At 66.6% G+C, this 24,442-nt stretch carries 16 protein-coding genes; 8 read left to right on the top strand and 8 right to left on the bottom strand.

What is annotated here, in order from left to right; translation table 11 throughout:
* Nucleotides 1–157: 157 nt before the first annotated feature.
* On the top strand, nucleotides 158–1,363 hold the full coding sequence (locus METUNV1_RS03395; protein WP_008058853.1) for an amino acid aminotransferase: 1,206 nt from the start codon (nucleotides 158–160) through the stop codon (nucleotides 1,361–1,363).
* 129 nt (nucleotides 1,364–1,492) lie between these two features.
* Here the strand turns inward: METUNV1_RS03395 and gdhA are convergent, their stop codons facing one another.
* Nucleotides 1,493–2,836 (bottom strand): NADP-specific glutamate dehydrogenase, encoded by a 1,344-nt coding sequence (gene gdhA / locus METUNV1_RS03390; RefSeq protein ID WP_008058851.1) that lies wholly within the window; start codon nucleotides 2,834–2,836, stop codon nucleotides 1,493–1,495.
* A gap of 268 nt (nucleotides 2,837–3,104) precedes the next feature.
* On the opposite strand from gdhA, the gene METUNV1_RS03385 reads away from it, so the two are divergent.
* Both METUNV1_RS03385 and METUNV1_RS03380 read left to right on the top strand, forming a co-directional pair.
* Nucleotides 3,105–4,307 (top strand): ammonium transporter, encoded by a 1,203-nt coding sequence (locus METUNV1_RS03385; RefSeq protein ID WP_008058849.1) that lies wholly within the window; start codon nucleotides 3,105–3,107, stop codon nucleotides 4,305–4,307.
* An 89-nt stretch (nucleotides 4,308–4,396) separates the two neighbouring features.
* Nucleotides 4,397–5,596, top strand: coding sequence for a phospholipase A (locus METUNV1_RS03380; RefSeq protein WP_008058847.1), 1,200 nt, complete (start codon nucleotides 4,397–4,399; stop codon nucleotides 5,594–5,596).
* A 54-nt stretch (nucleotides 5,597–5,650) separates the two neighbouring features.
* Here METUNV1_RS03380 and METUNV1_RS03375 read toward each other — a convergent pair whose 3' ends face one another.
* The gene (locus METUNV1_RS03375; RefSeq protein ID WP_008058846.1) at nucleotides 5,651–7,675 is read right to left on the bottom strand and encodes a cache domain-containing protein; all 2,025 of its coding nucleotides are present in this window, start codon (nucleotides 7,673–7,675) and stop codon (nucleotides 5,651–5,653) included.
* A gap of 77 nt (nucleotides 7,676–7,752) precedes the next feature.
* Between METUNV1_RS03375 and METUNV1_RS03370 the strand changes: the two genes are divergently transcribed.
* The gene (locus tag METUNV1_RS03370; protein WP_008058844.1) at nucleotides 7,753–8,943 is read left to right on the top strand and encodes a BaiN/RdsA family NAD(P)/FAD-dependent oxidoreductase; all 1,191 of its coding nucleotides are present in this window, start codon (nucleotides 7,753–7,755) and stop codon (nucleotides 8,941–8,943) included.
* Between the two features lie 12 nt (nucleotides 8,944–8,955).
* Here METUNV1_RS03370 and METUNV1_RS03365 read toward each other — a convergent pair whose 3' ends face one another.
* Both METUNV1_RS03365 and cysQ read right to left on the bottom strand, forming a co-directional pair.
* Nucleotides 8,956–10,686 carry an SLC13 family permease gene (locus METUNV1_RS03365; protein ID WP_008058837.1) on the bottom strand — a complete coding sequence of 577 codons (1,731 nt, stop codon included), beginning with the start codon at nucleotides 10,684–10,686 and terminating at the stop codon, nucleotides 8,956–8,958.
* Nucleotides 10,687–10,694: 8 nt separating this feature from the next.
* Entirely contained in the window at nucleotides 10,695–11,471 is a 777-nt protein-coding gene (gene cysQ, locus METUNV1_RS03360) for a 3'(2'),5'-bisphosphate nucleotidase CysQ (RefSeq protein WP_008058835.1), read from the bottom strand.
* 202 nt (nucleotides 11,472–11,673) lie between these two features.
* Between cysQ and cysD the strand changes: the two genes are divergently transcribed.
* Together cysD and cysN are read left to right on the top strand one after the other, a co-directional pair.
* Nucleotides 11,674–12,612, top strand: a complete 939-nt coding sequence (cysD, locus tag METUNV1_RS03355; RefSeq protein WP_008058834.1) for a sulfate adenylyltransferase subunit CysD — start codon at nucleotides 11,674–11,676, stop codon at nucleotides 12,610–12,612.
* Nucleotides 12,613–12,694: 82 nt separating this feature from the next.
* Nucleotides 12,695–14,605, top strand: a complete 1,911-nt coding sequence (cysN, locus tag METUNV1_RS03350; protein WP_008058832.1) for a sulfate adenylyltransferase subunit CysN — start codon at nucleotides 12,695–12,697, stop codon at nucleotides 14,603–14,605.
* A 10-nt stretch (nucleotides 14,606–14,615) separates the two neighbouring features.
* Here the strand turns inward: cysN and METUNV1_RS03345 are convergent, their stop codons facing one another.
* Nucleotides 14,616–18,236: an EAL domain-containing protein gene (locus METUNV1_RS03345; protein ID WP_008058829.1), complete on the bottom strand. Its 3,621-nt coding sequence runs from the start codon at nucleotides 18,234–18,236 to the stop codon at nucleotides 14,616–14,618.
* Nucleotides 18,236–19,141, bottom strand: a complete 906-nt coding sequence (locus tag METUNV1_RS03340; protein ID WP_008058827.1) for a phosphate/phosphite/phosphonate ABC transporter substrate-binding protein — start codon at nucleotides 19,139–19,141, stop codon at nucleotides 18,236–18,238. Before METUNV1_RS03340 ends, METUNV1_RS03345 begins: the two co-directional genes overlap by 1 nt.
* 382 nt (nucleotides 19,142–19,523) lie before the next feature.
* Between METUNV1_RS03340 and METUNV1_RS03335 the strand changes: the two genes are divergently transcribed.
* The gene (locus METUNV1_RS03335) at nucleotides 19,524–19,727 is read left to right on the top strand and encodes a cold-shock protein (RefSeq protein WP_008058826.1); all 204 of its coding nucleotides are present in this window, start codon (nucleotides 19,524–19,526) and stop codon (nucleotides 19,725–19,727) included.
* Between the two features lie 180 nt (nucleotides 19,728–19,907).
* Here METUNV1_RS03335 and ppsA read toward each other — a convergent pair whose 3' ends face one another.
* Nucleotides 19,908–22,283: a phosphoenolpyruvate synthase gene (gene ppsA, locus METUNV1_RS03330; RefSeq protein WP_008058824.1), complete on the bottom strand. Its 2,376-nt coding sequence runs from the start codon at nucleotides 22,281–22,283 to the stop codon at nucleotides 19,908–19,910.
* Nucleotides 22,284–22,452: 169 nt separating this feature from the next.
* On the opposite strand from ppsA, the gene ppsR reads away from it, so the two are divergent.
* Nucleotides 22,453–23,265 carry a posphoenolpyruvate synthetase regulatory kinase/phosphorylase PpsR gene (gene ppsR / locus METUNV1_RS03325; RefSeq protein WP_008058823.1) on the top strand — a complete coding sequence of 271 codons (813 nt, stop codon included), beginning with the start codon at nucleotides 22,453–22,455 and terminating at the stop codon, nucleotides 23,263–23,265.
* 23 nt (nucleotides 23,266–23,288) lie between these two features.
* On the opposite strand, the gene METUNV1_RS03320 is transcribed toward ppsR, so the two are convergent.
* Nucleotides 23,289–24,284 (bottom strand): glycosyltransferase, encoded by a 996-nt coding sequence (locus tag METUNV1_RS03320; RefSeq protein ID WP_139026275.1) that lies wholly within the window; start codon nucleotides 24,282–24,284, stop codon nucleotides 23,289–23,291.
* Nucleotides 24,285–24,442: the final 158 nt, after the last annotated feature.

Here is a 24,442-nt window from a genome sequence, read left to right as displayed (position 1 = left end):
GTTGCACAAATCGTTTGCAGCCTGATGACCGCAGGACTTCGGCGGCGTTCAGGCAAAAGCGGACATTAGCGCGATTGTTGTCGTTTTTTCGACCTATCTTTAATAGCACGACGCACCGCCCGACCCGGGCACACCAACCCTGCACACCGGAGCACGCATGAACCCGTCCGTCTTCTCGACCGTCGAGATGGCCCCGCGCGACCCCATCCTGGGCCTGACCGAAGCCTTCAACGCTGATACCCGCACCACCAAGGTGAACCTGGGCGTGGGCGTGTACTACGACGACGCGGGCAAGCTGCCGCTGCTGCGTGCGGTGCGTGCCGCGGAAGAGGCGCGCATGAAGAATGCGCCGCCGCGCGGCTACCAGCCGATCGAAGGTGCGCCGGCCTACAACAAGGCGGTGCAGGACCTGCTGTTCGGCCAGGGCGCGGCCCTGACCGCCGACGGCCGCGTGGTCACCGCGCAGGCCCTGGGCGGCACCGGCGCGCTGAAGATCGGCGCCGATTTCCTGAAGCGCCTGCTGCCGCAGGCCAAGGTCTACATCAGCGACCCGAGCTGGGAAAACCACCGCGCGCTGTTCGAAGCCGCCGGCTTCGAAGTCGATGTCTACCCTTATTTCGACGCCGACACCCGCGGTGTGCGCTTCGACGCGATGATCGCCCACCTGAAGGCGCTGCCGGCCAGCCAGATCGTGCTGCTGCACGCCTGCTGCCACAACCCGACCGGCGCCGACCTGACCGACGCCCAGTGGGCCGAAGTGGTCGAGGTGTGCAAGGCACGCAACCTGGTGCCCTTCCTCGACATGGCCTACCAGGGCTTCGCCGACGGCATCGACCAGGACGCCGTGGCGGTGCGCCAGTTCGTGCAGTCCGGCCTGAGCTTCGTCATTTCCAGCTCGTTCTCGAAGTCCTTCTCGCTGTACGGCGAGCGCGTCGGCGCCCTGTCCATCGTGACTGCGTCGAAGGACGAATCGGCCCGCGTGCTGAGCCAGCTCAAGCGCACCATCCGCACCAACTACTCCAACCCGCCCACCCACGGCGGCGCGGTGGTGGCATCGGTGCTGGCTACGCCCGAGCTGCGTTCGATGTGGGAAGAGGAACTGGGCGAAATGCGCGAGCGCATCCGCGCGATGCGCACTGGCCTGGTCGACAAGCTGTCGGCCCGCGGCGTGGCCCGTGACTTCTCCTTCGTCGTGCGCCAGCGCGGCATGTTCAGCTACACCGGTCTGACCGTGGCCCAGGTGGATCGCCTGCGCGACGAATTCGGCATCTACGCCGTCAGCACCGGCCGCATCTGCCTGGCCGCGCTGAACTCGAAGAACATCGATTACGTGGCCGACTCGCTCGCGACCATCCTGAAGTAATCGAAACGCCGTTCCAGCAAAAAAGGCCCACTCCTCGGAGTGGGCTTTTTGTTTCCGGGACGTCGCCGGAAATGCGTTTCCGCCCTGGCCACACCCGCACGGCGCGGGCGGGCCGGGACTGCACTGAGATCAGATCACGCCCTGCCCCAGCATGGCCTCGGCCACCTTGACGAAGCCGGCCACGTTGGCGCCATCGACATAGCTCAGGCGACCATCCTTGCGCTTGCCGTACTGCAGGCAGGCGGCGTGGATGCCCTGCATGATCTGGAGCAGACGGGTATCGACCTCGTCGCGCGTCCAGTTCATGCGGATCGCGTTCTGGCTCATTTCCAGACCCGAGGTCGCCACGCCACCGGCGTTCGAAGCCTTGCCCGGCGCGTAGAGCACGCCGGCCGCCTCGAAGGCCTTCGCGGCTTCGATGGTCGAGGGCATGTTGGCGCCTTCGGCCACGCACTTCACGCCATTGGCGATCAGCGTGCGCGCGTCGCTCTCGTCCAGTTCGTTCTGGGTGGCGCAGGGCAGCGCCACGTCGACCGGCACATGCCACGGACGCACGTTCTCCTCGAAGCGCGCACCGACCTGCTTGGCGTAGTCGCTCGCGCGGCCGTACTGGCGGTTCTTCACATCCATCAGGATGGCCAGCTTTTCAGTGGTGAAGCCGTCCTCGTCGATCACGGTGCCGCCGGAATCGGACACCGTCACCACCTTGGCACCCAGCGCCATCGCCTTTTCCACCGCGTACTGCGCGACATTGCCGGAACCGGACACCGACACCCGCAGACCGGCCATCGAGCGGCCGGCGTGGCACAGCATTTCCTCGGCGAAATAGACGGTGCCGTAACCGGTCGCTTCCGGACGGATGAGCGAACCGCCGAAAGACAGGCCCTTGCCGGTAAACACGCAGTCGGCACGGTTGCTGAGTTTCTTCATCATGCCGGCCATGTAGCCGACCTCACGGCCGCCGACCCCGATGTCGCCAGCCGGCACGTCGGTATCCGAACCGATGTGGCGGAACAGTTCGGACACGAAGGCCTGGCAGAAACGCATGATTTCGCCCTGGCTGCGGCCCTTGGGATCGAAATCGGAACCGCCCTTGCCGCCGCCCATGGGCAGCGTGGTGAGCGCATTCTTGAAGGTCTGTTCGAACGCCAGGAATTTCAGGATGGACAGATTCACCGACGGGTGGAAACGGATGCCGCCCTTGTACGGCCCGATGGCCGAACTGTGCTGGATGCGGTAGCCGCGGTTCACCTGCACCTCGCCGCGGTCATCGACCCAGCAGACGCGGAACATGATCACCCGCTCGGGTTCAACCAGCCGCTCGAGCAGCGCCTGTTCGGCGTAGCGCGGATTCGCCTCGATGAAGGGCCACAGGCTTTCCATCACCTCGGTCACCGCCTGGATGAATTCGGGCTGACCCGGATTGCGCGCATCCACCCGCGCCACGAAATCGCTGAAATTGCCGTACTTCAAAGTTGTCTCCCACTGCCCTTGACGGACTTATGCACCAAAGCCGGGCATTTTGATCGAGTTTGTTTCACTGCGCACATTTTTTGTGCGCAACACGCTATTTTGCCCCTGGAAAGTGCGCATGTGTTGTCACACGCGAGGGCATGACCGCCTCTCCGGATCGGTCTGAAGGCCGCACTGCGCCCCACTTCCGTGCCACCCGCCCCGACCTCCGCCACTTGCTGGTGCAGCTCTTGCTATCTGCACCTCGATCGTGATTTCCGGAGCTTTCATGGACAGTTTCAAGACATCGGCCGACGTGTTGTTCATCCTGCTCGGCGCCATCATGGTGCTGGCGATGCACGCCGGCTTCGCCTTCCTCGAGGTGGGCACGGTACGCCGCAAGAACCAGGTCAATGCGCTGGTCAAGATCCTGGTGGATTTTGCGGTATCCACACTGGTGTATTTCTTCATTGGGTACGGCATCGCCTACGGGGTTCATTTTCTGGGCAGCGCGGCCAGCCTGACCCAGGCCGGCGGCTACGATCTGGTGAAGTTCTTCTTCCTGCTCACCTTCGCCGCCGCCATCCCGGCCATCGTGTCGGGCGGCATCGCCGAACGCGCGCGCTTCTGGCCCCAAGTGAGCGCCACCGCACTGATCGTCGGCCTGCTCTATCCGCTGTTCGAAGGCATGATCTGGAACGGCAACTTCGGCTTCCAGGCGTGGCTTGAAAGCACTTTCGGCGCGCCCTTCCACGACTTCGCAGGTTCGGTGGTCGTGCACGCCTTCGGCGGCTGGATCGCGCTGGCGGCGGTGCTTCTGCTGGGCGCCCGACGCGGCCGCTACTCGCGCGACGGCGGCATCGCCGCCCATCCGCCCTCGAGCATTCCCTTCCTCGCGCTGGGCGCCTGGATACTGACCGTGGGCTGGTTCGGCTTCAACGTGATGAGCGCGCAGAAGCTGGAAGCGGTGAACGGACTGGTGGCGGTCAATTCGCTGATGGCCATGGTCGGCGGCACGCTGGTGGCGCTGGTGGCCGGGCGCAATGACCCGGGCTTCGTGCACAACGGTCCGCTGGCCGGCCTGGTCGCGGTCTGCGCCGGCTCCGACCTCATGCACCCGCTCGGTGCGCTGCTCACCGGCGGCATCGCGGGTGGCCTGTTCGTGCTCATGTTCACGCTGACCCAGAACCGCTGGAAGATCGACGACGTGCTGGGCGTATGGCCGCTGCACGGTCTGTGCGGCGCCTGGGGCGGCATCGCCGCCGGCATTTTCGGGCTCGAGGCACTGGGCGGGCTGGGCAAGGTGAGCTTCATGACCCAGCTGGTCGGCACCGTGGCCGGCGTCGCGCTGGCACTGGCCGGCGGCGCCATCATCTACGGTTCCATCAAGGCCTTCTCCGGACTGCGTCTGGATCCGGAACAGGAGTTCGAGGGCGCCGACCTGGCCATTCACCGCATCAGCGCATCGCCGGAGCGCGAAACGCTCTGGTAGGACCTCGCCGGCGGGCAGTCAGCTACGGCTGACAGCCCGCCAGGCCGCGCAGCAGGCAGAATCGCGGGCAGTCCTGATGGAGTCCCGCCATGAACCGTTCACCGCTGCGCCGCACCGGCGCATTCGCCGCCCCGCTCGCAATCGCGCTTGCAGCCCTTATGCTGGCCGCTCCGGCCCGCGCCGACCTGCTGCTCGCCAGCCGGCAGACTCTGGTCGAACCGGGGCTGCCGCTTACGCTCACCGTGGTATCGACGGCCGGAGAAGCCCTTCCGGAAGAACTGAAGGGGCGCGTCATCGCCGGTCCTCGCGCGGCCGACCTCACCCTGCGCGCGTCCGCCCCGGCGCGTGACGGCCGCCGCGATTACGCTGCGGTGTTCCCGACCGACCTCGAAGGCACCGGCCGGCTGGAATTGACCTCTGCGGCGTCCAGCGTGCTGCTGGTGCAGCTCAAGCCGGCACCGCTGGCCGCCGGTGCGGTGGCGGTGGTGCCATCCTCTTCGGTGCGGGCGGCCGCCGCCGAAACGACCGGGGCCGAACCGGCCGGCGTGGTGAATCTGGGTCGCAACCGCATCGGTCTCGGCACCCACGAACCGGTCTATTTCGTCGCCGGCTCGCGCGGCGACACGACGGCCCGCTTCCAGATCTCGTTCAAGTACCGCATCTTCGATCCGGAAGGCTGGGCCACCGAACTGCCGCTGGGCGACCTGCTCACCGGCCTGCACTTCGGCTACACCCAGACCTCGATCTGGGACTGGAGCGGCGATTCGAAACCTTTCCGCGACACCACCTACAAGCCGAGCTTCTTCTACGAGTTCGGTCCCTACCGGCAGATCGGCTCGCGCCACACCTTCAGCGCCCAGGCCGGCTACGAGCACCAGTCCAACGGCCGCGACGGCGCTGACTCGCGCTCGATCGACACCCTGTTCGTGAAGCCCTCCTGGCGCTGGGACGTGGACCACAACACCCATGTCGGCGCCTCGGCCAAGCTGTTCGACTACACCGATCGCGACCCTACCAACCGCGACATCGCGAAATACCGCGGCTACGCGCTGCTCGGGCTCGAAGTCGGCAACGACGACGGCTGGCTGCTGAAAGCCGAAGGCTATCCGGGCAACCAGGGGTCGCTGCAGCTCGACCTGTCCTATCGCCTGAAGCGCCGGTTGCTGGCCGACGCCGGCGCCGGCGGTTTCCTGCATTTCCAGTACTTCAATGGCTATGGCGAAAGCCTGCTGGATTACAACCGGAGCGGCCCGGCGCAGATACGGGTCGGCTTCTCGATCGTGCGCTGACGGCCGGCACAGGGGCCGGGCCGGCGCACCGTCCTCCCCGGCACGCCTGCCGGATCAGGCGTGCGCCGGGCCCTCGGCGCCGCGGAACTGCGGCTCGGACAGCAGCAGCACGCTGAAACAGGTGCCCTCGCCCGGCGTGCTGGCGACGGTGATGGTGCCGCCATAGCGCTCGATCAGGCCGAGCGACACCGACAGGCCCAGACCGGTGCCTTCGGAGCGCTTGGTGGTGAAGAAGGGATCGAACACCCGGCCCAGGTGTTCCGGCGCGATGCCGTGGCCGCTGTCGCGCACGTCCAGCCGCACCCCGGCCGGATCGGACACGTCTTCGGTGCTCAGCGTAAGCGTGCCGCCGTCGGGCATGGCGTGCAGCGCATTGACGACGAGATTCACCAGCACCTGCTGCAGCTCTTCGCGGTTGATGCGCACACGGGTGCGGGCGCGGGTGTCGAGCACGATGTCCACGCCGTTCTTGCGCGCCTGGTGCTGCACCAGCGGCAGCGTGTCCTGCAGCAGCGCACCGGTGTCCAGTTCGGACACGTAGCCGGCAAATTCGCCCGGTCGCGCGTACTGCAGCAGCTTGGTCACGATGACGCGGATGCGGTTGATCTGTTCGTCCAGCAGCCGGATTTCGGTGCTCACGCCATCAGCAGCCGGGCCCAGCAGTTCGCGCATCAGGTCCAGATTGCCCTGCATCACCGCCACCGGATTGTTGATTTCATGGGCCACGCCCGCGGTGAGCTGGCCGATGGCCGCCAGCTTTTCCGAGCGCACCAGCTGGCGCTGCGCCTCGCGCAGTTCGGCGGTGCGCTCGACCACCTTCTGGTCCAGTTCGGCGTTGAGCTGCTTCAGCTCCGCCTCGCGCGCGGCCACGGTATCCAGCAGCGTGTCGAGGTGACCGGCCAGACGCGCGATCTCCTCACCGCCTTCGACGCTGCCGGTGCGGGCCGTCGCGTCACCCTTCTCGACCGCGCCGATGGTGGCGTCCATGCGCTCGATCGGCCGGAAGATGCTGCGCGCGCCGCGCAGCGACAGCACGACGCCGGCCGCCATGATGAGTGCGAACAGGCCGATCAGCGCCGCCAGGATGTTCTGCTTCACCTCGCGGAAAGGCGCTTCGAGAAAGCCGACATAGAGCATGCCGATGCGCCGGCCCTCGCCATCGACCACCGGTTCGTAGCCCGACACATACCAGTCGTTCACGACGAAGGCGCGGTCCAGCCAGCGCTCGCCGCGGTCAAGCACCCGGTGGCGCACCGCCGCCGACACCCGGGTGCCGAGCGCGCGGTCGCCGCCGAACATGCGCACATTGGTGGCGATGCGCACATCGTCGAGAAAGAGCGTGGCGGTGCCGCGCGAACCCAGCGGCAGCGCGCCGTCGTTGTAGACAAGGTCGTTGATGGTGTCGACGAAATCGAGGTTGCGGTTCAGCAGCCGGCCGCCTTCGAGCACCCCGATCTGTTCGCCCTGGGCGTCGAGGATGGGCACCGCGACATGGATCATCATGCCGCGCTCCTCCTCGTGTCGCGGGTCGGGTGTGGCGTTGGCGGTCGGCACGATCGCCAGCCGTGCGCGCTCGACCAGCTGCGGGCCGATGGCCGCCAGTCGGGCGGCGTCGAACACCGACAGCGCGATGCGCGATTCGCCTTCCAGCGCCGCCCGCACCACCGGCCAGTCGGTGCGCGATTCCCTCAGCACCTCGCCCGGCCGCGTGTGGGTGGACGCCGCGCGCACCCGGCCCTCGCCGTCGAGCACGTACAGGTAGTCAAACTGCTGCGCCTCGGCCTGTGCTTTCAGCAGGGCAGCCAGCGAGGCCGGCGCGCCCAGCACGCTGCGCAGCTTGCCGGAGGCCGCGATCGCGGACACGGTCTGACGCTGACTGTCGAGCACCCGGTCGAAATACTGGCGCGCGATGGTCAGTTCCGCATTCACCTTGTAGATGAGCAGCTGGTCGTAGGCGGAATTGCCCCAATGCACCACCAGCGCGATCAGCAGCGGCAGCATCAGCAGCGGCGGGGCCAGTACCAGCAGCACCAGCCGGGTGCGCACCGAACCGCGTCTCAGGGAATGGATGAATCGCATCCGGCGATGCTACTTCAGCCCCCGGGTTTGCGCTGAGCGCCGCTACACTCGCGCCTTTCGTCTTCCTCTGTCCGTCCATGCACGTCGATGTGATCGTGATCGGCGCCGGCGCCGCCGGCCTGATGTGCGCCGCCACCGCAGGCAGCCGCGGCCGCAGCGTGCTGGTGATCGACCACTCACCCAAGCTGGCCGAGAAGATCCGCATTTCCGGCGGCGGCCGCTGCAATTTCACCAACCGCGACCTGAGGCCCGATTGCTTCCTGTCGCAGAACCCGCATTTCTGCCGCTCCGCGCTGTCGCGCTACACGCCACGCGACTTCATCGCGCTGGTCGAGCGACACCGCATCCGCTATCACGAAAAAACGCTGGGCCAGCTGTTCTGCGACGACAGTTCGCAGCAGATCATCGACCTGCTGAAGGCGGAGTGCGACGCCGGCGGCGTGCGCTGGCAACGCCCGTCAGCGGTGAGCGGCGTGTCGCGGGAAGGCGATCTGTTCCGGGTCGATACCGACCAGGGCGCACGCTTCGCCGCCTCGCTGGTGATCGCCACCGGCGGGCTGACGGTCCCGAAGATCGGCGCCACGCCTTTCGGCTACCGGGTGGCGGAGCAGTTCGGCCTTAAGGTGGTGGCGCCGAAGCCGGCGTTGGTGCCGCTGGCGCTGGATCCGGACTGGCTGGCGCGTTTCGGCGAACTGTCCGGCGCCTCCTTCGATTCGGTGGCCTGGTGCGACGGCCCGGAGTTCCGCGAACAGACCCTGCTCACCCATCGCGGCCTGTCCGGTCCGGCCATCCTGCAGGCGTCCAGCTACTGGCAGCAGGCCGGCGGCCGCGAAGCGCTGCACATCGACCTGCTGCCCGAGGTGGCCGATGCCGAAAGCTGGCTGCAGACGGCACGAGCCGGCAGGCAGGCGCTGGCCACGCTGCTGGCAGACCACCTGCCGAAGCGCTTCGCGCAGCAGTGGGTGGATTTCGAGGGTGCAGGCCGCTGGAATGTCGCGCTGGCCGAACTGCCGCGGGCGGCGCTGGCCGACATCGCCGCGAAGCTCAAGGGCTGGCCGCTGCACCCGTCGGGCACGCTGGGCTACAACAAGGCGGAAGTGACGCTGGGCGGCGTGGACACGCGCGACCTCGACCAGAAAACGATGGCGGCCCGCCGCGTGCCCGGCCTGTTCTTCGTCGGCGAGGTGGTGGACGTGACCGGCTGGCTGGGCGGCTACAACTTCCAGTGGGCCTGGTCTTCCGGCTGGAGCGCGGGCCAGGCGGCCTGACCCGGCGCCGGGTCAGCGGGTGAACGGGAAGAACACCGGCACCAGCAGCAGCACCGTGGCGCCATAGGCGATCGACACCGGCAGGCCGACGCGGACGAAATCCATCATCCGGTAGCGGCCGGGCGAATACACCATCAGGTGGGTCTGGTAGCCGAAAGGAATCAGGAAGCCGGCACTGGCGCCGTACAGCACCGCCATGATGAAGGGCATGGGATCAGCGTCGAAGGCGCGCGCGGTCGACAGTGCGATCGGGAAGGCGAGCGCGGCTGCAGCGTTGTTGGTCACCAGTTCGGTCAGCAGCACGGTGAGCAGGTAGATGCCGACGAAGGCGCCCAGCACGCCATGGCCGTCGTACAGCGCACGCAGAGCGCCGGCCATCAGTTCGGCCGCCCCGCTGTTCTCGAGCACGCTGGCAATGGCCAGCGACGAGCCTATGGTGAGCACCAGGTCGAACGGAAAGCGGCGGCGCATCTCGCCCAGCGTGAGCAGTCCGCTCACCACCAGCGCGATCATCAGCACCAGCAGGCCGGTAAACAGCGGCACGATCTCGAAGCCGGACAGCGCGATCACCGCTGCGAAACCGCCCAGCGTGAACCGGCTCTGAACAGGCGTCAGCCGCGGCCGCACCGTGCCGCCGACCAGATGGAAATTGCGTTCGATATTGCGGTGGTGCGCGAAATCGGGCCCGACCGCCAGCAGCAGGCTGTCGCCCACATGCAGCGGCACCCGGCCGAGCTGGCCGGTGAGCCGCTTGTCGCCGCGCCGTATGCCAACCACGCCGGCATCGAACATGGTGCGGAAATCGACCTCGCGCAAGGTCCTGTTCGCCAGGTCCGACTGACTGGAAATGACCACTTCGAGCAGGTTGGAGCGCAGCAGCGCGTTCGCTTCCATGCCGAATACCTGCAGACCGTCGAAGCGCTGCAAGGTCTGCACCTTGTCGATTTCGCCGGTAAAGATGAGCACGTCGCCAGCTTCGATCACTTCGGTCGGGGCCACCGGCGAAATGAGTCGACCCTCGCGCAGGATTTCCAGCAGGAACAGGCCTTCAAGATTGCGCAGCCGGTTCTGTTCGATGCTGCGGCCGATCAGACTGGAGGCCGGGTCGACCCGCGCTTCCAGAAAATAGGCCTGCTGCAGTTCGCGGTCATCCGCCTCGTGCCGCGGCAGCAGCCGCACGCCGAGCGCCATCACCCCGACGCACACCAGCGCCACCGGTACGCCGACCCAGGTCGGGTCGAACATGCCCAGCGGCGGCAGCCCCGCGTTCACCATCAGCGAGCTGACCACCAGATTGGTCGAGGTGCCAACCAGCGTGGTGATGCCGCCGACAATGGCGGCAAAGGACAGCGGGATGAGCAGCAGCGACGCCGGATGGTGGCGCTGCCGGGTCACCACGCCGAGCAGCGCGCCGACCACTGCGGTGTTGTTCAGGAAAGCGGAGAACAGCGTGGTGACCGAGGTGAAGCGCACCACCGCCCAGCCTGGCGAGCCGCGCAGCAGACGGTCCGACACACGCTCCAGCACCGGCGCCCGCTCCACCACCATCGACACCAGCAGCAGCAGCACCAGCATGGCCAGCGCCGGATTGGTATAGCTGGTGAGCCAGGTTTTCTGATCCAGCAGACCGGCGAAGTAGTAACAGGTGGCGAGCCCGGTGAACAGCGGCGCGGGCGCCACGCGACCGTGTACGAGCAGCGCCAGCAGCAGTCCGATCGAGCCAAGTACCAGCCAGGCGGTCATCGCGGCGTTCAGGCCCCCAGACCCCAGGCAGCGAAATGCGGATTCGCGAAATCCGGCTTGCCATAGGTGAAGGGCGCACCCTCCACCTGTTCGATGCGGCCGCCCGCGGCGGCCAGCACCGCGTGTCCGGCAGCGATGTCCCATTCCATCGTACGTCCGAGACGCGGATAGACGTCGGCCTCGCCGGCCGCCACCAGACAGATCTTCAGCGACGAGCCGGCGTTGCGCACATCGGCCACATTGCGGCCGGCCAGATAGGCGTCCAGCGCGGCCGCATCGCCGTGCGAGCGGCTGGCCACCACGGTGAGACCCTCGGCCGGCGGTATCCGGCAGCGGATTTCGCGCCGCCCGCCCTCATCCTCAAGCCAGGCGCCCTCGCCCACGATGCCTGAGAACAACCGCCCCAGCGCAGGGGCCAGCACCACGCCCAGCACCGGCTGGCCGTTCTCGATCAGCGCGATGTTCACCGTGAACTCGCCGTTGCGATTAATGAACTCCTTCGTGCCGTCGAGCGGATCGACCAGCCAGAACGGTGCGCCGTCTGCCGGGCGCTGACCGGCTTCGGTCGACTCTTCCGACACGATGAAAATGTCCGGCGTCAGCGTCTTCAGCCGCGCGACGATCAGCGCATCCGCGCTGCGGTCGGCCTCGGTGACCGGTGACGCATCCGCCTTGTCCGCCACGTCGAAATCGGTCGCATAGACCGCCATTACGCATGCGCCCGCTTCGCGCACGATGTCCAGCAGCGCCGCGTGCAGCGCCTTCAGTTCAGCTCGATCCGTCATCCGCCATCCCCGGCGGCCGTGGCCGGCCGCCTCTGTCGTGGCCCGCGGGAACGCTGGCCGGCGCACAGTCTGAACCGGCTGCCGCGTGAAGTCCGTGACGAATGGCGCCGCGGGCGGCGACTATCGACCGCCGGGCGTGACGCCGTCGAACGCGGGCGCCCGTGCACTCGGCCATCATCCGGCCATCCCTGCGAGAGTGACCATGGCACATACGGCTGCGAACACCCCTGACATCGATCCCGACACCCTGACCCACCTGCAGCGGCTGGAAGCCGAGAGCATCCACATCATGCGCGAGGTGGTGGCCGAGGCCGAAAACCCGGTCATGCTCTATTCCATCGGCAAGGACAGCGCAGTCATGCTGCACCTGGCGATGAAGGCCTTCTACCCGGCGGTGCCGCCCTTCCCGCTGCTGCACGTGGACACCACCTGGAAGTTCAGGGCGATGTACCAGTTCCGCGACGAGATGGCGAAGAAGCTCGGCATGGACCTCATCGTGCACATCAACGAGGACGGCGTCGCCAAGGGCATCAACCCGTTCACGCACGGCTCGGCCATCCACACCGACATCATGAAGACCGAGGGCCTGAAGCAGGCGCTCGACAAGTACGGCTTCGACGTGGCCTTCGGCGGTGCGCGCCGCGACGAGGAAAAGTCGCGCGCCAAGGAGCGCATCTTCTCCTTCCGCACCGCGCAGCACCGCTGGGACCCGAAGAACCAGCGCCCGGAGCTGTGGAACCTGTACAACGCGCGCAAGCACAAGGGCGAATCGATCCGCGTGTTCCCGATCTCGAACTGGACCGAGCTCGACATCTGGCAGTACATCTACCTGCAGAACATTCCCATCGTGCCGCTCTACTTCTCGGCCCCGCGCCCGGTGGTCGAACGCGACGGCACGCTCATCATGGTCGACGACGACCGGATGCCGCTGCGTGCCGGCGAAGTGCCGCAGATGCGCAACGTGCGCTTCCGCACCCTCGGCTGCTATCCGCTGACCGGCGCGGTCGAGTCGAACGCGTCCTCGCTGACCGAAATCATCCAGGAAATGCTGCTGACCAAGACCTCGGAACGTCAGGGTCGCGTGATCGACCACGATTCGGCCGGCTCGATGGAAAAGAAGAAGCAGGAGGGGTATTTCTGATGCGCCCCCACACCCACATTCGTTCGTTGCCCCTCGAGGGGGCTCAGGCCGTCTTTGGGGCGGCCCTGCAGGAGGCCTGCTGATGGCACACGTATCCGACCTCATCGCGCAGGACATCGGCGCCTACCTGAAGCAGCACGAGCACAAGAGCCTGCTGCGCTTCATCACCTGCGGCAGCGTCGACGACGGCAAGAGCACGCTGATCGGCCGCCTGCTGTACGAATCGAAAATGCTGTTCGAGGATCAGCTGGCCGCACTCGAAGCCGACTCGAAGAAGGTGGGCACCCAGGGTGGTGACCTCGACTTCGCGCTGCTGGTCGATGGTCTGGCCGCCGAGCGCGAGCAGGGCATCACGATCGACGTCGCCTATCGCTTCTTCTCGACCGACCGGCGCAAGTTCATCGTCGCCGACACGCCGGGTCACGAGCAGTACACCCGCAATATGGTCACCGGCGCCTCGACCGCCGATCTGGCCATCATCCTGGTCGATGCGCGCCACGGCGTGCAGACCCAGACCCGCCGCCACAGCTATCTGGTGTCGCTGATCGGCATCAAGCGCGTCGTGGTCGCCATCAACAAGATGGATCTGGTCGGCCATTCCGAAGCCACCTACCAGCGCATCCTCGACGACTACCGCGCCTTCGCCGCCCAGCTCGGGCTGGAGGACATCGTCGCCATTCCGATGTCGGCGCTCAGGGGCGACAACATCACCGCACCCAGCGAACAGATGGGCTGGTACCACGGCCCCACGCTGATGGGCTATCTGGAAACGGTCGAGGTCGACCAGAAGCGACGCCTGCAGGGCCCCTTCCGGCTGCCGGTGCAGTGGGTGAACCGGCCGAATCTCGATTTCCGCGGCTTCGCAGGCACCATCGCGAGCGGCGTGATCGAACCGGGCGCACCGGTGCGCGTCCAGCCCTCAGGCCGCACCAGCACGGTGAAGCGCATCGTCACCGCCGACGGCGACCTGCCGCGCGCCATCGCTGGCCAGTCGGTCACGCTGGTGCTGGAGGACGAGGTCGACATTTCGCGCGGCGACGTCATTTCGCACAAGGATGCACCGGCCGAGGTGGCCGACCAGTTCGAAGCCACGCTGGTGTGGATGCAGGACGAGCCGATGATGCCCGGCCGCGCCTATCTGCTGAAGACCGCCACGCGCACGGTGACCGCCACGGTGACCGAAATCCGGCACAAGGTGAATGTGAATACGCTGGAACATCTGGCGGCGAAACAGCTGGCGCTGAACGAGATCGCGCAGGTGAAGCTGAGCCTGGACCGGCCGATCGCCTTCGACCCCTACGAGTCGGTGCGCGAAACCGGCGGTTTCATCCTGATCGACCGCCTGAGCAACGCCACCATCGGTGCCGGCATGCTGCGCTTCGCGCTGCGCCGCTCGCACAACATCCACATGCAGCACGTCGATGTGGACAAGGCGGCGCGCGGCGCGATGAAGGGCCAGAAGCCCTGCGTGCTGTGGTTCACCGGCCTGTCCGGCGCTGGCAAGTCGACGCTGGCCAACCAGATCGAGAAAAGACTGTCCGCGCAGGGCCGCCACACCTATCTGCTGGATGGCGACAACGTGCGGCACGGCCTGAACAAGGATCTGGGTTTCACCGAGGCCGACCGGGTGGAGAACATCCGCCGGGTGGCGGAAGTGGCCAAGCTGATGGTGGATGCCGGCCTCATCGTGCTGACCGCCTTCATTTCTCCGTTCCGGGCCGAACGCCGGATGGCGCGCAGCCTGATGGAAGACGGCGAGTTCATCGAAATCTTCGTCGACACGCCGATCGCGGTGACCGAGGAGCGCGATCCGAAGGGTCTGTACAAGAAGGCGCGCCGCGGCGAAATCAAGAACTTCACCGGCATCGATTCACCGTACGAGGCACCGGAGAACGCCGAAATCCGCATCGATACCAGCGACCGCAGCATCGACCAGTGCGTGGATGAACTGATGCTGCGTCTGCGCGAGCGCGGCGTACTGCTGGCGGACTGAAACGCCGCCTCTACAGATCGGTCAGCGCGCGGCGGCGAGCCGCGCGCTGCAGGGCCTCGATGCGCACGCTCAGTTCATCGCGCGCAGCCCGCAGCTTGACTGCGGCCGCCTGCGCCGCCGCCCAGTCACCGTGTGCGCTGCTGTCCGCAACACGGACGGCCAGTTCATGCAGCGCACGGTGTGAGCGATCGACCGCGCGGTATTCCTCGAAATCGCCATAGCGCTGCTGGCCGCCCTCATGAAACCACAGGCCGAAACGGCAACGCGTCGGGTCGCGGATCTCTTCGTCAGCCAGCCGGGTCGGGCGGCCTTCAGCCAGGCCGAGCACCTGTTCGGTCCAGCGATTGAATTCGCGCACCGCGGAGAACAGCGGCAGATCGTTGCTGCCGCTGCCTGACTGCTGCCATTCCGCCCAGCGTGGATCCGGTCGCCATGCGGCCAGCCAGGGCATCAGTGCGTCCGCCGGCAGCGGGCGGGCGATGCCGTAGCCCTGGATCTGGCTGCAGCCCAGGCGCTGCAGCATGAGCCCGTGCTCGGCGGTTTCCACGCCTTCGGCCACCACCTCGCGCCGCAGCGCCTGCGCGAGCGCGATGACCGCCTGCACCACCTCGAAATCGTCCTCGTCCTCGAGCATGTCGAGCACGAAGGATTTGTCGATCTTCACCACATCGACCGGCAGCCTGCGCAGATAGCCCAGCGAGGCATAGCCGACGCCGAAATCGTCGATCGCCACCCGCACCCCAAGGCGCCGGATGTCGCGCACCACCGCGGCCGCGCGTTCGATGTCGTCCAGCGCCACCGATTCCACCACCTCGATTTCCAGCGCCTGGCGCGGCAGCAGCGGCTGTTCGGCCAGCAGTTCCGACAGCCGGGTGACGAAGCCGGGCGACAGCAGATGCGGCGCCGAAATATTGACCGACACGCCGAAGCGGCCACCTTCGGCGCGCCAGGCCGCCAGCTGGGCGAGCGCGGTGCGGATCACCCACTCGCCCAGACGGTGAATTTCCGGATCGTGCTCGATCAGCGGCAGGAAGCGGTCGGGCGGCAGCAGACCGTCTTCCGGATGCTGCCAGCGCACCAGGGCCTCCACGCCCATCATGCGACCTTCCCGCATGTCCACCCGCGGCTGGTAATGCAGCCGCATTTCCCCGCGGCTGATGGCCTCCCCGATCCGCTCGCGCTGTCGCAGGCGCTCCACCGACACCTGGCTGTTCAGGAAATCGAACAGGCGGTAACAGCGTCCGCCGCTCTGCTTGGCTTCGTACATCGCCTGATCGGCATGGCGCAGCAGCGCATCGGCGTCGCTGTCGTTCAGCGGATACAGGGTCACGCCTATGCTGGCCGGCGTGACCACCTCTTCCCCGGAAATGGCGACCGGTGCGGCCAGCGCCTCCAGCATGCGCTGCAGGCAGCTGTCCATTTCATCGACATCCTTGAGCGCCCCGAGCAGCACCACGAATTCGTCCCCGCCCAGGCGCGCCACGGTATCGTCGGCACGCACCGAATGTTCGAGCCGGCGCGCGATTTCCTGCAGCAGCTCGTCGCCGGCCTCGTGCCCAAGACGATCATTGACCGCCTTGAAATCATCCAGATCGAGCACGCACACCGCGAGCATCCTGTCCTGCCGCCGTGCGCGCGCCATCGCCTGGGTGAGCCTGTCCTCGAGCAGCACACGGTTGGCCAGACCGGTCAGCGGGTCATGCGTGGCCTGCCAGCGCAGACGCTCCTGCATGCGGTAGCGGTCGGTGGCGTCGTGCAGCACGACAACCGTGCCGCTGATGTCGCCGACCGCGTCGCGGATCGGCGAACTCGCGTGCTCCACCACCCTCTCCTGCCCGTCGCGCGCCACGATGACGGATTCGCCGGCGCCAGGCGCCGCGCCGGCCTCCAGGCGGGTTTCCACCAGGTCGGGCCGGGGACGCCCGAGCACCGGATCGATCAGCTGCAGCACCTCGGACAGCCGGCGTCCGGTGGTGTCCTCGTTGCGCCAGCCGGTCAGGGCTTCCGCCGCCGGGTTCAGGAAATCGATGCGGCCGGATGCATCGGTGGAAATGACCGCGTCACCGATGGACAGCAGGGTCACCCGCAACCTTTCCTTTTCCGCGGCCAGGCTGCGCTCCATCCGGATCCGGGAAGAAATGTCGCGGAAGGTCCACAGCACGCCCTGACGCAGTTCGCCGACCCGGATCGGCAGGCAGTCGCGCTCGATCACCCGTCCGTCGGCGAGCTGCACCCGTTCGCCGATCACCGGCTCGCCACGCTGCAGGATCGCGTCGATCCGCTGCAGCATCGCATCGCCGTCATCGAACTGCCCGCGCACCTCGGTCAGCACCTCTTCGCGCCGGCGACCGACCAGCTCGCCCGGGTTCTCGACCAGCGGGAACAGTTCGCAGAAGGCCCGGTTGCACACCGCGATGCGCCCGTCCCGGTCTTCCATGATGACCCCGGTGTAGAGATGGGCCAGCAGGCTGTACAGACGCGAACGCTCGAGCGCCAGGCCGGCCTCTGCCTGCTTCAGCGCCGTGATGTCGGTATGGGTACCGCTCATGCGCAGCGCGCGCCCGTCACGACCGCGTACCGCCAGACCGCGCGTCAGTATCCAGCGCCAGCTGCCGTCGCGATGGCGCGCACGGATGATCAGTTCGAATGCCGGCACACGGTTTTCGAGGTAATCGTTGATGCGGTCCAGCATCAGCGGCAGTTCGTCCGGGTGGACACGGTCGAGGAAGGTGTCCGGCCGGTTGTCCAGCTCATGGTCGGCGTAGCCCAGCATCTGTTTCCAGCGCGGCGAGTAGTAGACGTGGTTGCTGAGCAGATCCCAGTCCCAGATGCCGTCGTTCGAGCCTCTGATCGCCAGTTCGAGCCGTTCCTGGGTGAGCTGGAGGATGTGTTCGTTGCGCTGCAGCGCATCCAGCGTGTCGTTGATGCCGGAAAAAAGGTCACCCAGCTCGTCGCGCCGACGATGCTGGATGCGCGCCGACAGATCCCCTTCCCTCACCCGCTCGAACAGCCGCTGCGCCCGCCTCAGATCGCCGGTCAGGCCACGGGCGAGCACCATGGCCAGCAGCGCGCTGAGCAGCAGGGCGGCCGAGGCGTAGAGCACGCCGTCGCGCACCGCCTGGCGAAGCGCGAGCACCTCGGCGCCGTGATTGCGGGCGACCCGGACCCAGCCGATCAGCCGTTCGCCCTGCCGCACCGGCGCCAGGGCGTCGCTCAGGTCACGCGTCTGCTGGATCAGGCGCGTGCCGGCAGCGGTATCGGCCAGCGCGGCACGGCTGAGCGGATCGACCAGCAGTTCGCCTGCCCGACGCGGTTCCGAATGCACCAGAACACGACCGGACGCGTCGAGATACATCGCGTATTCGAGGCCGGGGGCACTGCGTACCGGGGCCAGCAATTCATCCAGCCCGGCGACATCGCTGGACAGTACCCATTCCCGGCCGCTGCGCGACAGCAGATCGACTTCGGCCAGCAGGGACGCGCGCGAGCGCTCCAGCAGCACCTCGCTTTCGTGACGGATCTGCGCGATCACGAACACCGTGATGAGGCCGCCGAGCACCAGCGATATCGCGAGCGCGAGACGACGCGAAAGACTGCCGGACAGGAGGCGACGCACGGTTTCGCTGAACATCACCGGAGTTCCCCGATCGCCGTCCTGTAGCGGTCAAGCATGACGCCGACCGGCGCATAGGTCAGAGCGTTCGCCGGCTCGAAACCGGCAATCTCGGCCCTTTCCAGCAGCGCCTGTCCGGCCGGCGTGGACGACAGTTCGAACAGCGCCTGCGCCACCTGACTGACCAGCGCTTCGTCCAGATCACGGCGTGCCATCAGGCTGTTGTTGGGCAGGGTATCGGTCTGCCACAGTACCTCGACCTGGGCGGCCAGCTCCGGGTAATCCTTCTGGAAGGCCCGCCAGGGCGGCGGCCAGGTCGCGCCCGCCGCGACGCGCCCCTGCACCACGTTGAGGATGCTGGATTCCTGCGAGCCCACTTCGCGAACCTCCAGATCGCGTCTGACATCGAGGCCGTTCTGCTGCAGCCAGAGCAGCGGCAGCATGCAGGCCGCCACCGCGGTGCGGGCCGGACAGCTGAAGGCGGCACCGCGCAGATCGGAAGGCTGACTCACGGCGCTGTCGCGGCGGCGGATGATGAGGCCGCGGAAATCGTCGTCACGGGCCACCTTGCCGAATACCCGGTACTGCGCCGCGGCGGCCACCACGGTCTGATAGGGATTGGGCAGCGCAAGATCGAAACGGCCGTCGCGCAGCTTGCGCTCGTACTCCGCGTAGTCGCGCGACGCTTCAAGGCGCAGCGTGACGCCCGGCACCGCATCGCTGACCGCCGCCACCAGAGGGCCGTACATGGCGTCCAGCCGCCCGGGATTGTGCAGCGGGTGGATACCCAGAATGAGCACATGCGCCGGCTCTGCCGACGCCGGGCTCGCGTACTGCGGAAGAATCACCTTCGGCCCGCCGTCGGAACAGCCAGCCAGCACGCAGGCAGCGCACCACAGCAGCGCCTTGCAAAGGGTATGCACGCAGGCATTCCTGCAACGAATAGACGATAGTCGGATCAAGCCATCATGCCCCCGAAATCCGCAAGCCCTCAAGCGGAATGGACCACGGCTGCCGCCCCCTTCCGCACTCCGTTTCGTAAGGTCAGCGAGCGGCCATGTCTCTAACGTCAGGCCTGCGCCAGAGCTGAAGTCAGCGGCGATACGCAAATATCGTTTGCGTCGCGCGCACTATTCCCGTATAAGCACGGCTGTAGGTGATTTCAAGCATGAACGTGTTGTGCGTCGGTTCTCGATTTTCAAGTCAGTACTCCGCTTGCCATATTCCCCTTGAGGTTTCCCTGCGCTACGGTCATCGCATGACGCGGTGACTTGTTCACAACTCAGTTTCAAAGGAAATACACACATGGCAACTGGTACCGTCAAGTGGTTCAACGACGCCAAAGGTTTCGGCTTCATCTCCCCGGACGACGGCGGTGAAGACCTGTTCGCGCACTTCTCCGCGATCCAGGGCAATGGCTTCCGTTCGCTGCAAGAAAACCAGAAGGTGTCGTTCGAAGTGACGCGTGGCCCGAAGGGTCTGCAGGCTTCGGAAATCAAGCCGCTCTGATTTTTCGAGCGGTTTGAGGCTGTCTCCGGACAGCCCGCCAAATAAAAAAGCGCACCCTGCGGTGCGCTTTTTTTCGCCGGTTGCCGGTACGCCGGCCGGTGATCATGTCCGCATGGGTTACCCACCCGCGAACAGGCGGCGCGCCGCCGGCAATCGCCAGGGCGCGCCGCAATCCCGTCGTCAGCCCTGCTTTTCCTTGCCGTGGGCGGCGAACTTCAGCCAGGTATCCACCACGGTGTCCGGATTCAGCGACACGCTCTGGATGCCTTCGTCCATCAGCCACAGCGCGAAGTCGGCGTGATCCGACGGCCCCTGGCCGCAGATGCCAACGTACTTGCCCAGACGGTTGGCGGTGCGGATGGCCATCGACAGCAGCTGCTTGACCGCCGGGTCGCGCTCGTCGAATGCACCGGCGACCAGACCGGAATCACGGTCCAGGCCCAGCGTGAGCTGGGTCAGGTCGTTGGAGCCGATCGAGAAGCCATCGAAGTGCTCGAGGAACTGTTCGGCCAGCAGCGCGTTGGACGGAATCTCGCACATCATGATGAGCTTGAGACCGTTCTCGCCGCGCTTGAGGCCGTGCTCGGACAGCAGCTTCACCACCTCGGCCGCTTCACCGGTGTTGCGCACGAAAGGCACCATCAGTTCGACGTTGGTCAGGCCCAGCTCGTCGCGCACGCGGCGCATGGCGCGGCACTCCAGCTCGAAACAGTCGCGGAAGCTGTGCGCAATGTAGCGCGACGCACCGCGGAAGCCCAGCATCGGGTTCTCTTCGTCCGGCTCGTAGATGTCGCCACCGAGCAGCTTCTTGTACTCGTTGGACTTGAAGTCGGACAGACGCACGATGACCGGCTTGGGCCAGAAGGCGGCGGCGATGGTGGCCACGCCCTCGACCAGCTTGTCGACGAAGAAGGCTTCCGGGCTCGCGTAGCCGCGGGCGCGGCGACGGATTTCCTCGCGCAGACGCGCCGGCGCCTGATCGATTTCCAGAATCGCCTTCGGGTGGATGCCGATGGTGTTGTTGATGACGAATTCCAGGCGGGCCAGACCCACGCCGGCGTTCGGCAGCTGGGCGAAATCGAAGGCCAGCTCCGGATTGCCGACGTTCATCATCACCTTCAGCGGCAGATCGGGCAGATTGGACAGGTCGGAGGTCACCACCTCGTAGTCCAGGCGACCGCGATAGATGTTGCCGGTGTCGCCTTCGGCGCAGCTGGCGGTGACTTCCTCGCCCTCGGTCAGCGTTTCGGTCGCGTCGCCGCAGCCGACGATGGCCGGAATGCCCAGTTCGCGCGCGATGATGGCCGCGTGGCAGGTACGGCCGCCGCGGTTGGTCACGATGGCGGCAGCCTTCTTCATGACCGGTTCCCAGTTCGGGTCGGTCATGTCGGTGACGAGCACGTCGCCGGCCTGCACCTTGTCCATCTGCGACGCGTCATCGACGATGCGCACCGGGCCGGCGCCGATCTTCTGGCCGATGGCGCGGCCGCTGGCCAGCACCTTGCCGTACTGCTTCAGGCGGAACTTCTGCTGAGTCATGCCGACTTCGTTCGACTTCACCGTTTCCGGGCGCGCCTGCAGGATGTAGAGCTGGTTGTCGACGCCATCCAGACCCCACTCGATGTCCATCGGGCGGCCGTAGTGCGCTTCGATGGTCATCGCATAGCGGGCCAGTTCCAGCACCTGTTCGTCGCTCAGCGAGAAGCGGTGACGGTCGGCCTCGGCCACGTCCACGGTCTGCACGCTGCGGCCCGCAGCGGCGGTCGCGGCGAACTCCATCTTGATCATCTTGCTGCCCAGATTGCGGCGGATCACCGCCGGGCGGTTCTGGGCCAGCATGGGCTTGTGCACGTAGAACTCGTCCGGATTCACCGCGCCCTGCACCACCGTTTCGCCCAGGCCATAGCTGGCGGTGACGAACACCACGTCACGGAAGCCGGATTCCGTGTCCAGCGTGAACATGACGCCGGCGGCGCCCTTGTCCGAGCGCACCATGCGCTGCACACCGGCCGACAGCGCCACATTGGCGTGCACGAAGCCCTTGTGCGCGCGGTAGCTGATCGCGCGGTCGTTGTAGAGCGAGGCGAACACTTCGCGGATCGCGTGCAGCACGTTGTCGATGCCGGAAATGTTCAGGAAGGTTTCCTGCTGGCCGGCGAACGAGGCGTCCGGCAGATCTTCGGCGGTGGCCGAACTGCGCACCGCGAACGAGCCGTTGCCGGCGGCGTCCAGCTGCGCGTAGAAGCTACGGATTTCGGCTTCGAGCTGGGCCGGGAACGGGGTGTCCATCATCCACTGACGGATCTGCGCGCCGGTGCGGGCCAGCGCATTGACGTCATCGACATCCAGCGCGTCGAGCGCAGCGTGGATGCGACCGGCCAGGCCGTCCTGTGCCAGGAACTCGCGGAAGGCTTCGGCCGTGGTGGCAAAACCTCCGGGAACGCGCACGGACTTGGGGAGCTGGCTGATCATTTCGCCCAGCGACGCATTCTTGCCACCGACGCTTTCGACGTCAGTCATGCGCAGCTGTTCGAACGGGATGACGTAGCGAGACATGGGTATCCTCTCTTGAACATGGGGCGATCGCTTGTTGCGGCGACCGTGTACGTTCCCGCGCACCGGGTGGGCGCACGGGAACCCGGCATTCTAGTTAAAGTCGCTGCTGCGCTGCGGAAATTTTTGGGCGCAACGTGATGTTTATGTTCAGATTCCTGATCGGACCCGCATGAGAACCGTCTTCTTCATATCGGACAGCACCGGCATCACCGCCGAAACCCTGGGACGCAGCCTGCTTTCGCAGTTCGAAGGCGTGAAGTTCCGCCAGACCCGGGTGCCCTTCGTCGATTCGGTCGACAACGCGCTGGACTGCGTGGAACGCCTGACCGAAGCCAAGATGCGCGACGGCGTCCGGCCCATCGTCGTCACCTCCATCGTCAATGCCGAGGTGGCGCGCACCGTACGCCAGGCAGACGCCCTCTTCCTCGACATGTTCGAGCACTTCGTCGGACCGATGGAGGAGGAACTGGGGCAGCCGTCCAGCCACAGCGTCGGCCGCGCGAAGGGCATGGAAGACAGTGCCGACTACCAGCGACGGATCGAGGCGATCAATTTCTCGCTGGCCCACGACGACGGGATGTCACACAAGGAACTGGAACAGGCGGACGTGATCCTGGTCGGCGTGTCGCGCTCCGGCAAGACACCGACCAGCCTTTACATGGCCATGCAGTTCGGCGTGAAGGTGGCCAACTATCCGCTGATTCCCGAGGATTTCGAGCGCGGCAAGCTGCCGACCGAACTGGTGAAGTACCGCCCCAAGCTGTTCGGCCTCACGATCGCACCGGATCGGCTGTCCCAGATCCGCGAGGAGCGCCGCCGCAACAGCCATTACGCATCGCTGGACAACTGCCGCTTCGAGGTGGACGCGGCGCAGAAACTGATGCGCATGGAAGGCATACGCTGGCTGGATTCCACCCACAAGTCGATCGAGGAAATCGCGGCCATCGTGCTGCAGGCGGTCGACATCGACGAAAGCTACTGATCGCCGCCACCCCGGCCGCCGGTTCAGGCGTGCAGCGCGATCCACTCGCCGGGCAGCGAGCCGGTGGCCCAGCGGTCCATCCGCTGCGGATCGACGTGACCCTGCGACAGCAGCCGCGCACACCGCAGCGCGGCGGCGAGCGGGTCGAAATCACGCCGCAGATCATCCTGCGCCTCACGCACCATGCGCCTGACCTGGTCCGGCGACGTGAACAGCGTGCGCAGGCGCGCCGCGCCCTGCTCGCTGTCGCCGATCAGCGCGCCATTCACGCTGTCGCGCACCACCTCACGCGCAGGCTCGCGGTCAGCGGCGACCACTGCGCAACCGGCGGCCATCGCTTCGAGCAGCGGCTGGCTGTGACCGCCCGCATGCAGCGACACCGCCGCCCGCCCCTGAGCGTCGCGATCGCTTGCGGTGATCAGCGGCGAGAACGGCGCCAGCAGATCGAGCAGCGCCGGCGCCGGACGGCCGGACACGACGAAGCGGACCGGTGAGGACGCCAGTCCGGGCAACAGACCGGCCAGCCAGTCGAGTTCGGAAGTGGTCCGCCATTCGTCGGCCCGCAGCGCCAGACCATAGGGATCGCGCGTACCCGGCAAGGCTGCGTCTCGCACCGTCAGCCCGGGATGGATGACTTCGGTGCGCGCACGCAGGGAGGCCGGGTAGCGGGCGCGCTGCCACCAGTGGGCACAGACCGCGGCATCGAAGCCGGCCGCGGCGGTCGGGTCGGTGCATTCGTCCAGCCAGAGCACCTGACGCGCTTCCGGAAACTGGCGCAGCAGCTGCGCGGCCCCGGCCGAGGCGACTTCAGCGAGTACCGCGTGCGGCCGGTAGCGGCTTCGACCGCGGCAGGCCTCCTGAACGCTGCTGACCTGTTCGATCTCCCAGCCCGCCAGATCCGCCCAGTGCGCAGCCAGCGCGGCGGGCGGCCGGTCTTCCGCACCGCCGACCAGCAGCAGGCGGAAGCAGTCCGCGGGTTCCCAGTCGCGCTCCGGCGGATTGTCCGCCGGCCTCTCCATCTGGCACGCCATACGCCACCTCCGTGTCCGGGCACATCCGGCGTACGGCCGGCTGCGCGCTGTACTTACCTTAGGGCGCGTGAAGGCCGAAAGAAATAATTCATATGTCCTAGTACATATCGCACAACAGGGTGAAGTTGGGCATCCGGCGGCCGCTG

This window comes from Methyloversatilis universalis FAM5 (genome assembly GCF_000214035.2).
Classification (GTDB): domain Bacteria; phylum Pseudomonadota; class Gammaproteobacteria; order Burkholderiales; family Rhodocyclaceae; genus Methyloversatilis; species Methyloversatilis universalis.
The sequence above is the reverse complement of the archived record's forward strand: the minus strand, read 5'-3'. Positions and strand labels throughout refer to the sequence as shown.

Bases quoted from the DNA above. Each gene is read 5' to 3' on its own strand.
- METUNV1_RS03345 (WP_008058829.1), bottom strand. From the start codon at position 18,236: ATGTTCAGCGAAACCGTGCGTCGCCTCCTGTCCGGCAGTCTTTCGCGT.
- METUNV1_RS03385 (WP_008058849.1), top strand. From the start codon at position 3,105: ATGGACAGTTTCAAGACATCGGCCGACGTGTTGTTCATCCTGCTCGGC.
- ppsR (WP_008058823.1), top strand. From the start codon at position 22,453: ATGAGAACCGTCTTCTTCATATCGGACAGCACCGGCATCACCGCCGAA.
- METUNV1_RS03320 (WP_139026275.1), bottom strand. From the start codon at position 24,284: ATGGAGAGGCCGGCGGACAATCCGCCGGAGCGCGACTGGGAACCCGCG.
- METUNV1_RS03370 (WP_008058844.1), top strand. From the start codon at position 7,753: ATGCACGTCGATGTGATCGTGATCGGCGCCGGCGCCGCCGGCCTGATG.
- METUNV1_RS03380 (WP_008058847.1), top strand. From the start codon at position 4,397: ATGAACCGTTCACCGCTGCGCCGCACCGGCGCATTCGCCGCCCCGCTC.
- cysD (WP_008058834.1), top strand. From the start codon at position 11,674: ATGGCACATACGGCTGCGAACACCCCTGACATCGATCCCGACACCCTG.
- METUNV1_RS03395 (WP_008058853.1), top strand. From the start codon at position 158: ATGAACCCGTCCGTCTTCTCGACCGTCGAGATGGCCCCGCGCGACCCC.
- METUNV1_RS03335 (WP_008058826.1), top strand. From the start codon at position 19,524: ATGGCAACTGGTACCGTCAAGTGGTTCAACGACGCCAAAGGTTTCGGC.
- cysN (WP_008058832.1), top strand. From the start codon at position 12,695: ATGGCACACGTATCCGACCTCATCGCGCAGGACATCGGCGCCTACCTG.
- METUNV1_RS03365 (WP_008058837.1), bottom strand. From the start codon at position 10,686: ATGACCGCCTGGCTGGTACTTGGCTCGATCGGACTGCTGCTGGCGCTG.
- ppsA (WP_008058824.1), bottom strand. From the start codon at position 22,283: ATGTCTCGCTACGTCATCCCGTTCGAACAGCTGCGCATGACTGACGTC.
- cysQ (WP_008058835.1), bottom strand. From the start codon at position 11,471: ATGACGGATCGAGCTGAACTGAAGGCGCTGCACGCGGCGCTGCTGGAC.
- METUNV1_RS03375 (WP_008058846.1), bottom strand. From the start codon at position 7,675: ATGCGATTCATCCATTCCCTGAGACGCGGTTCGGTGCGCACCCGGCTG.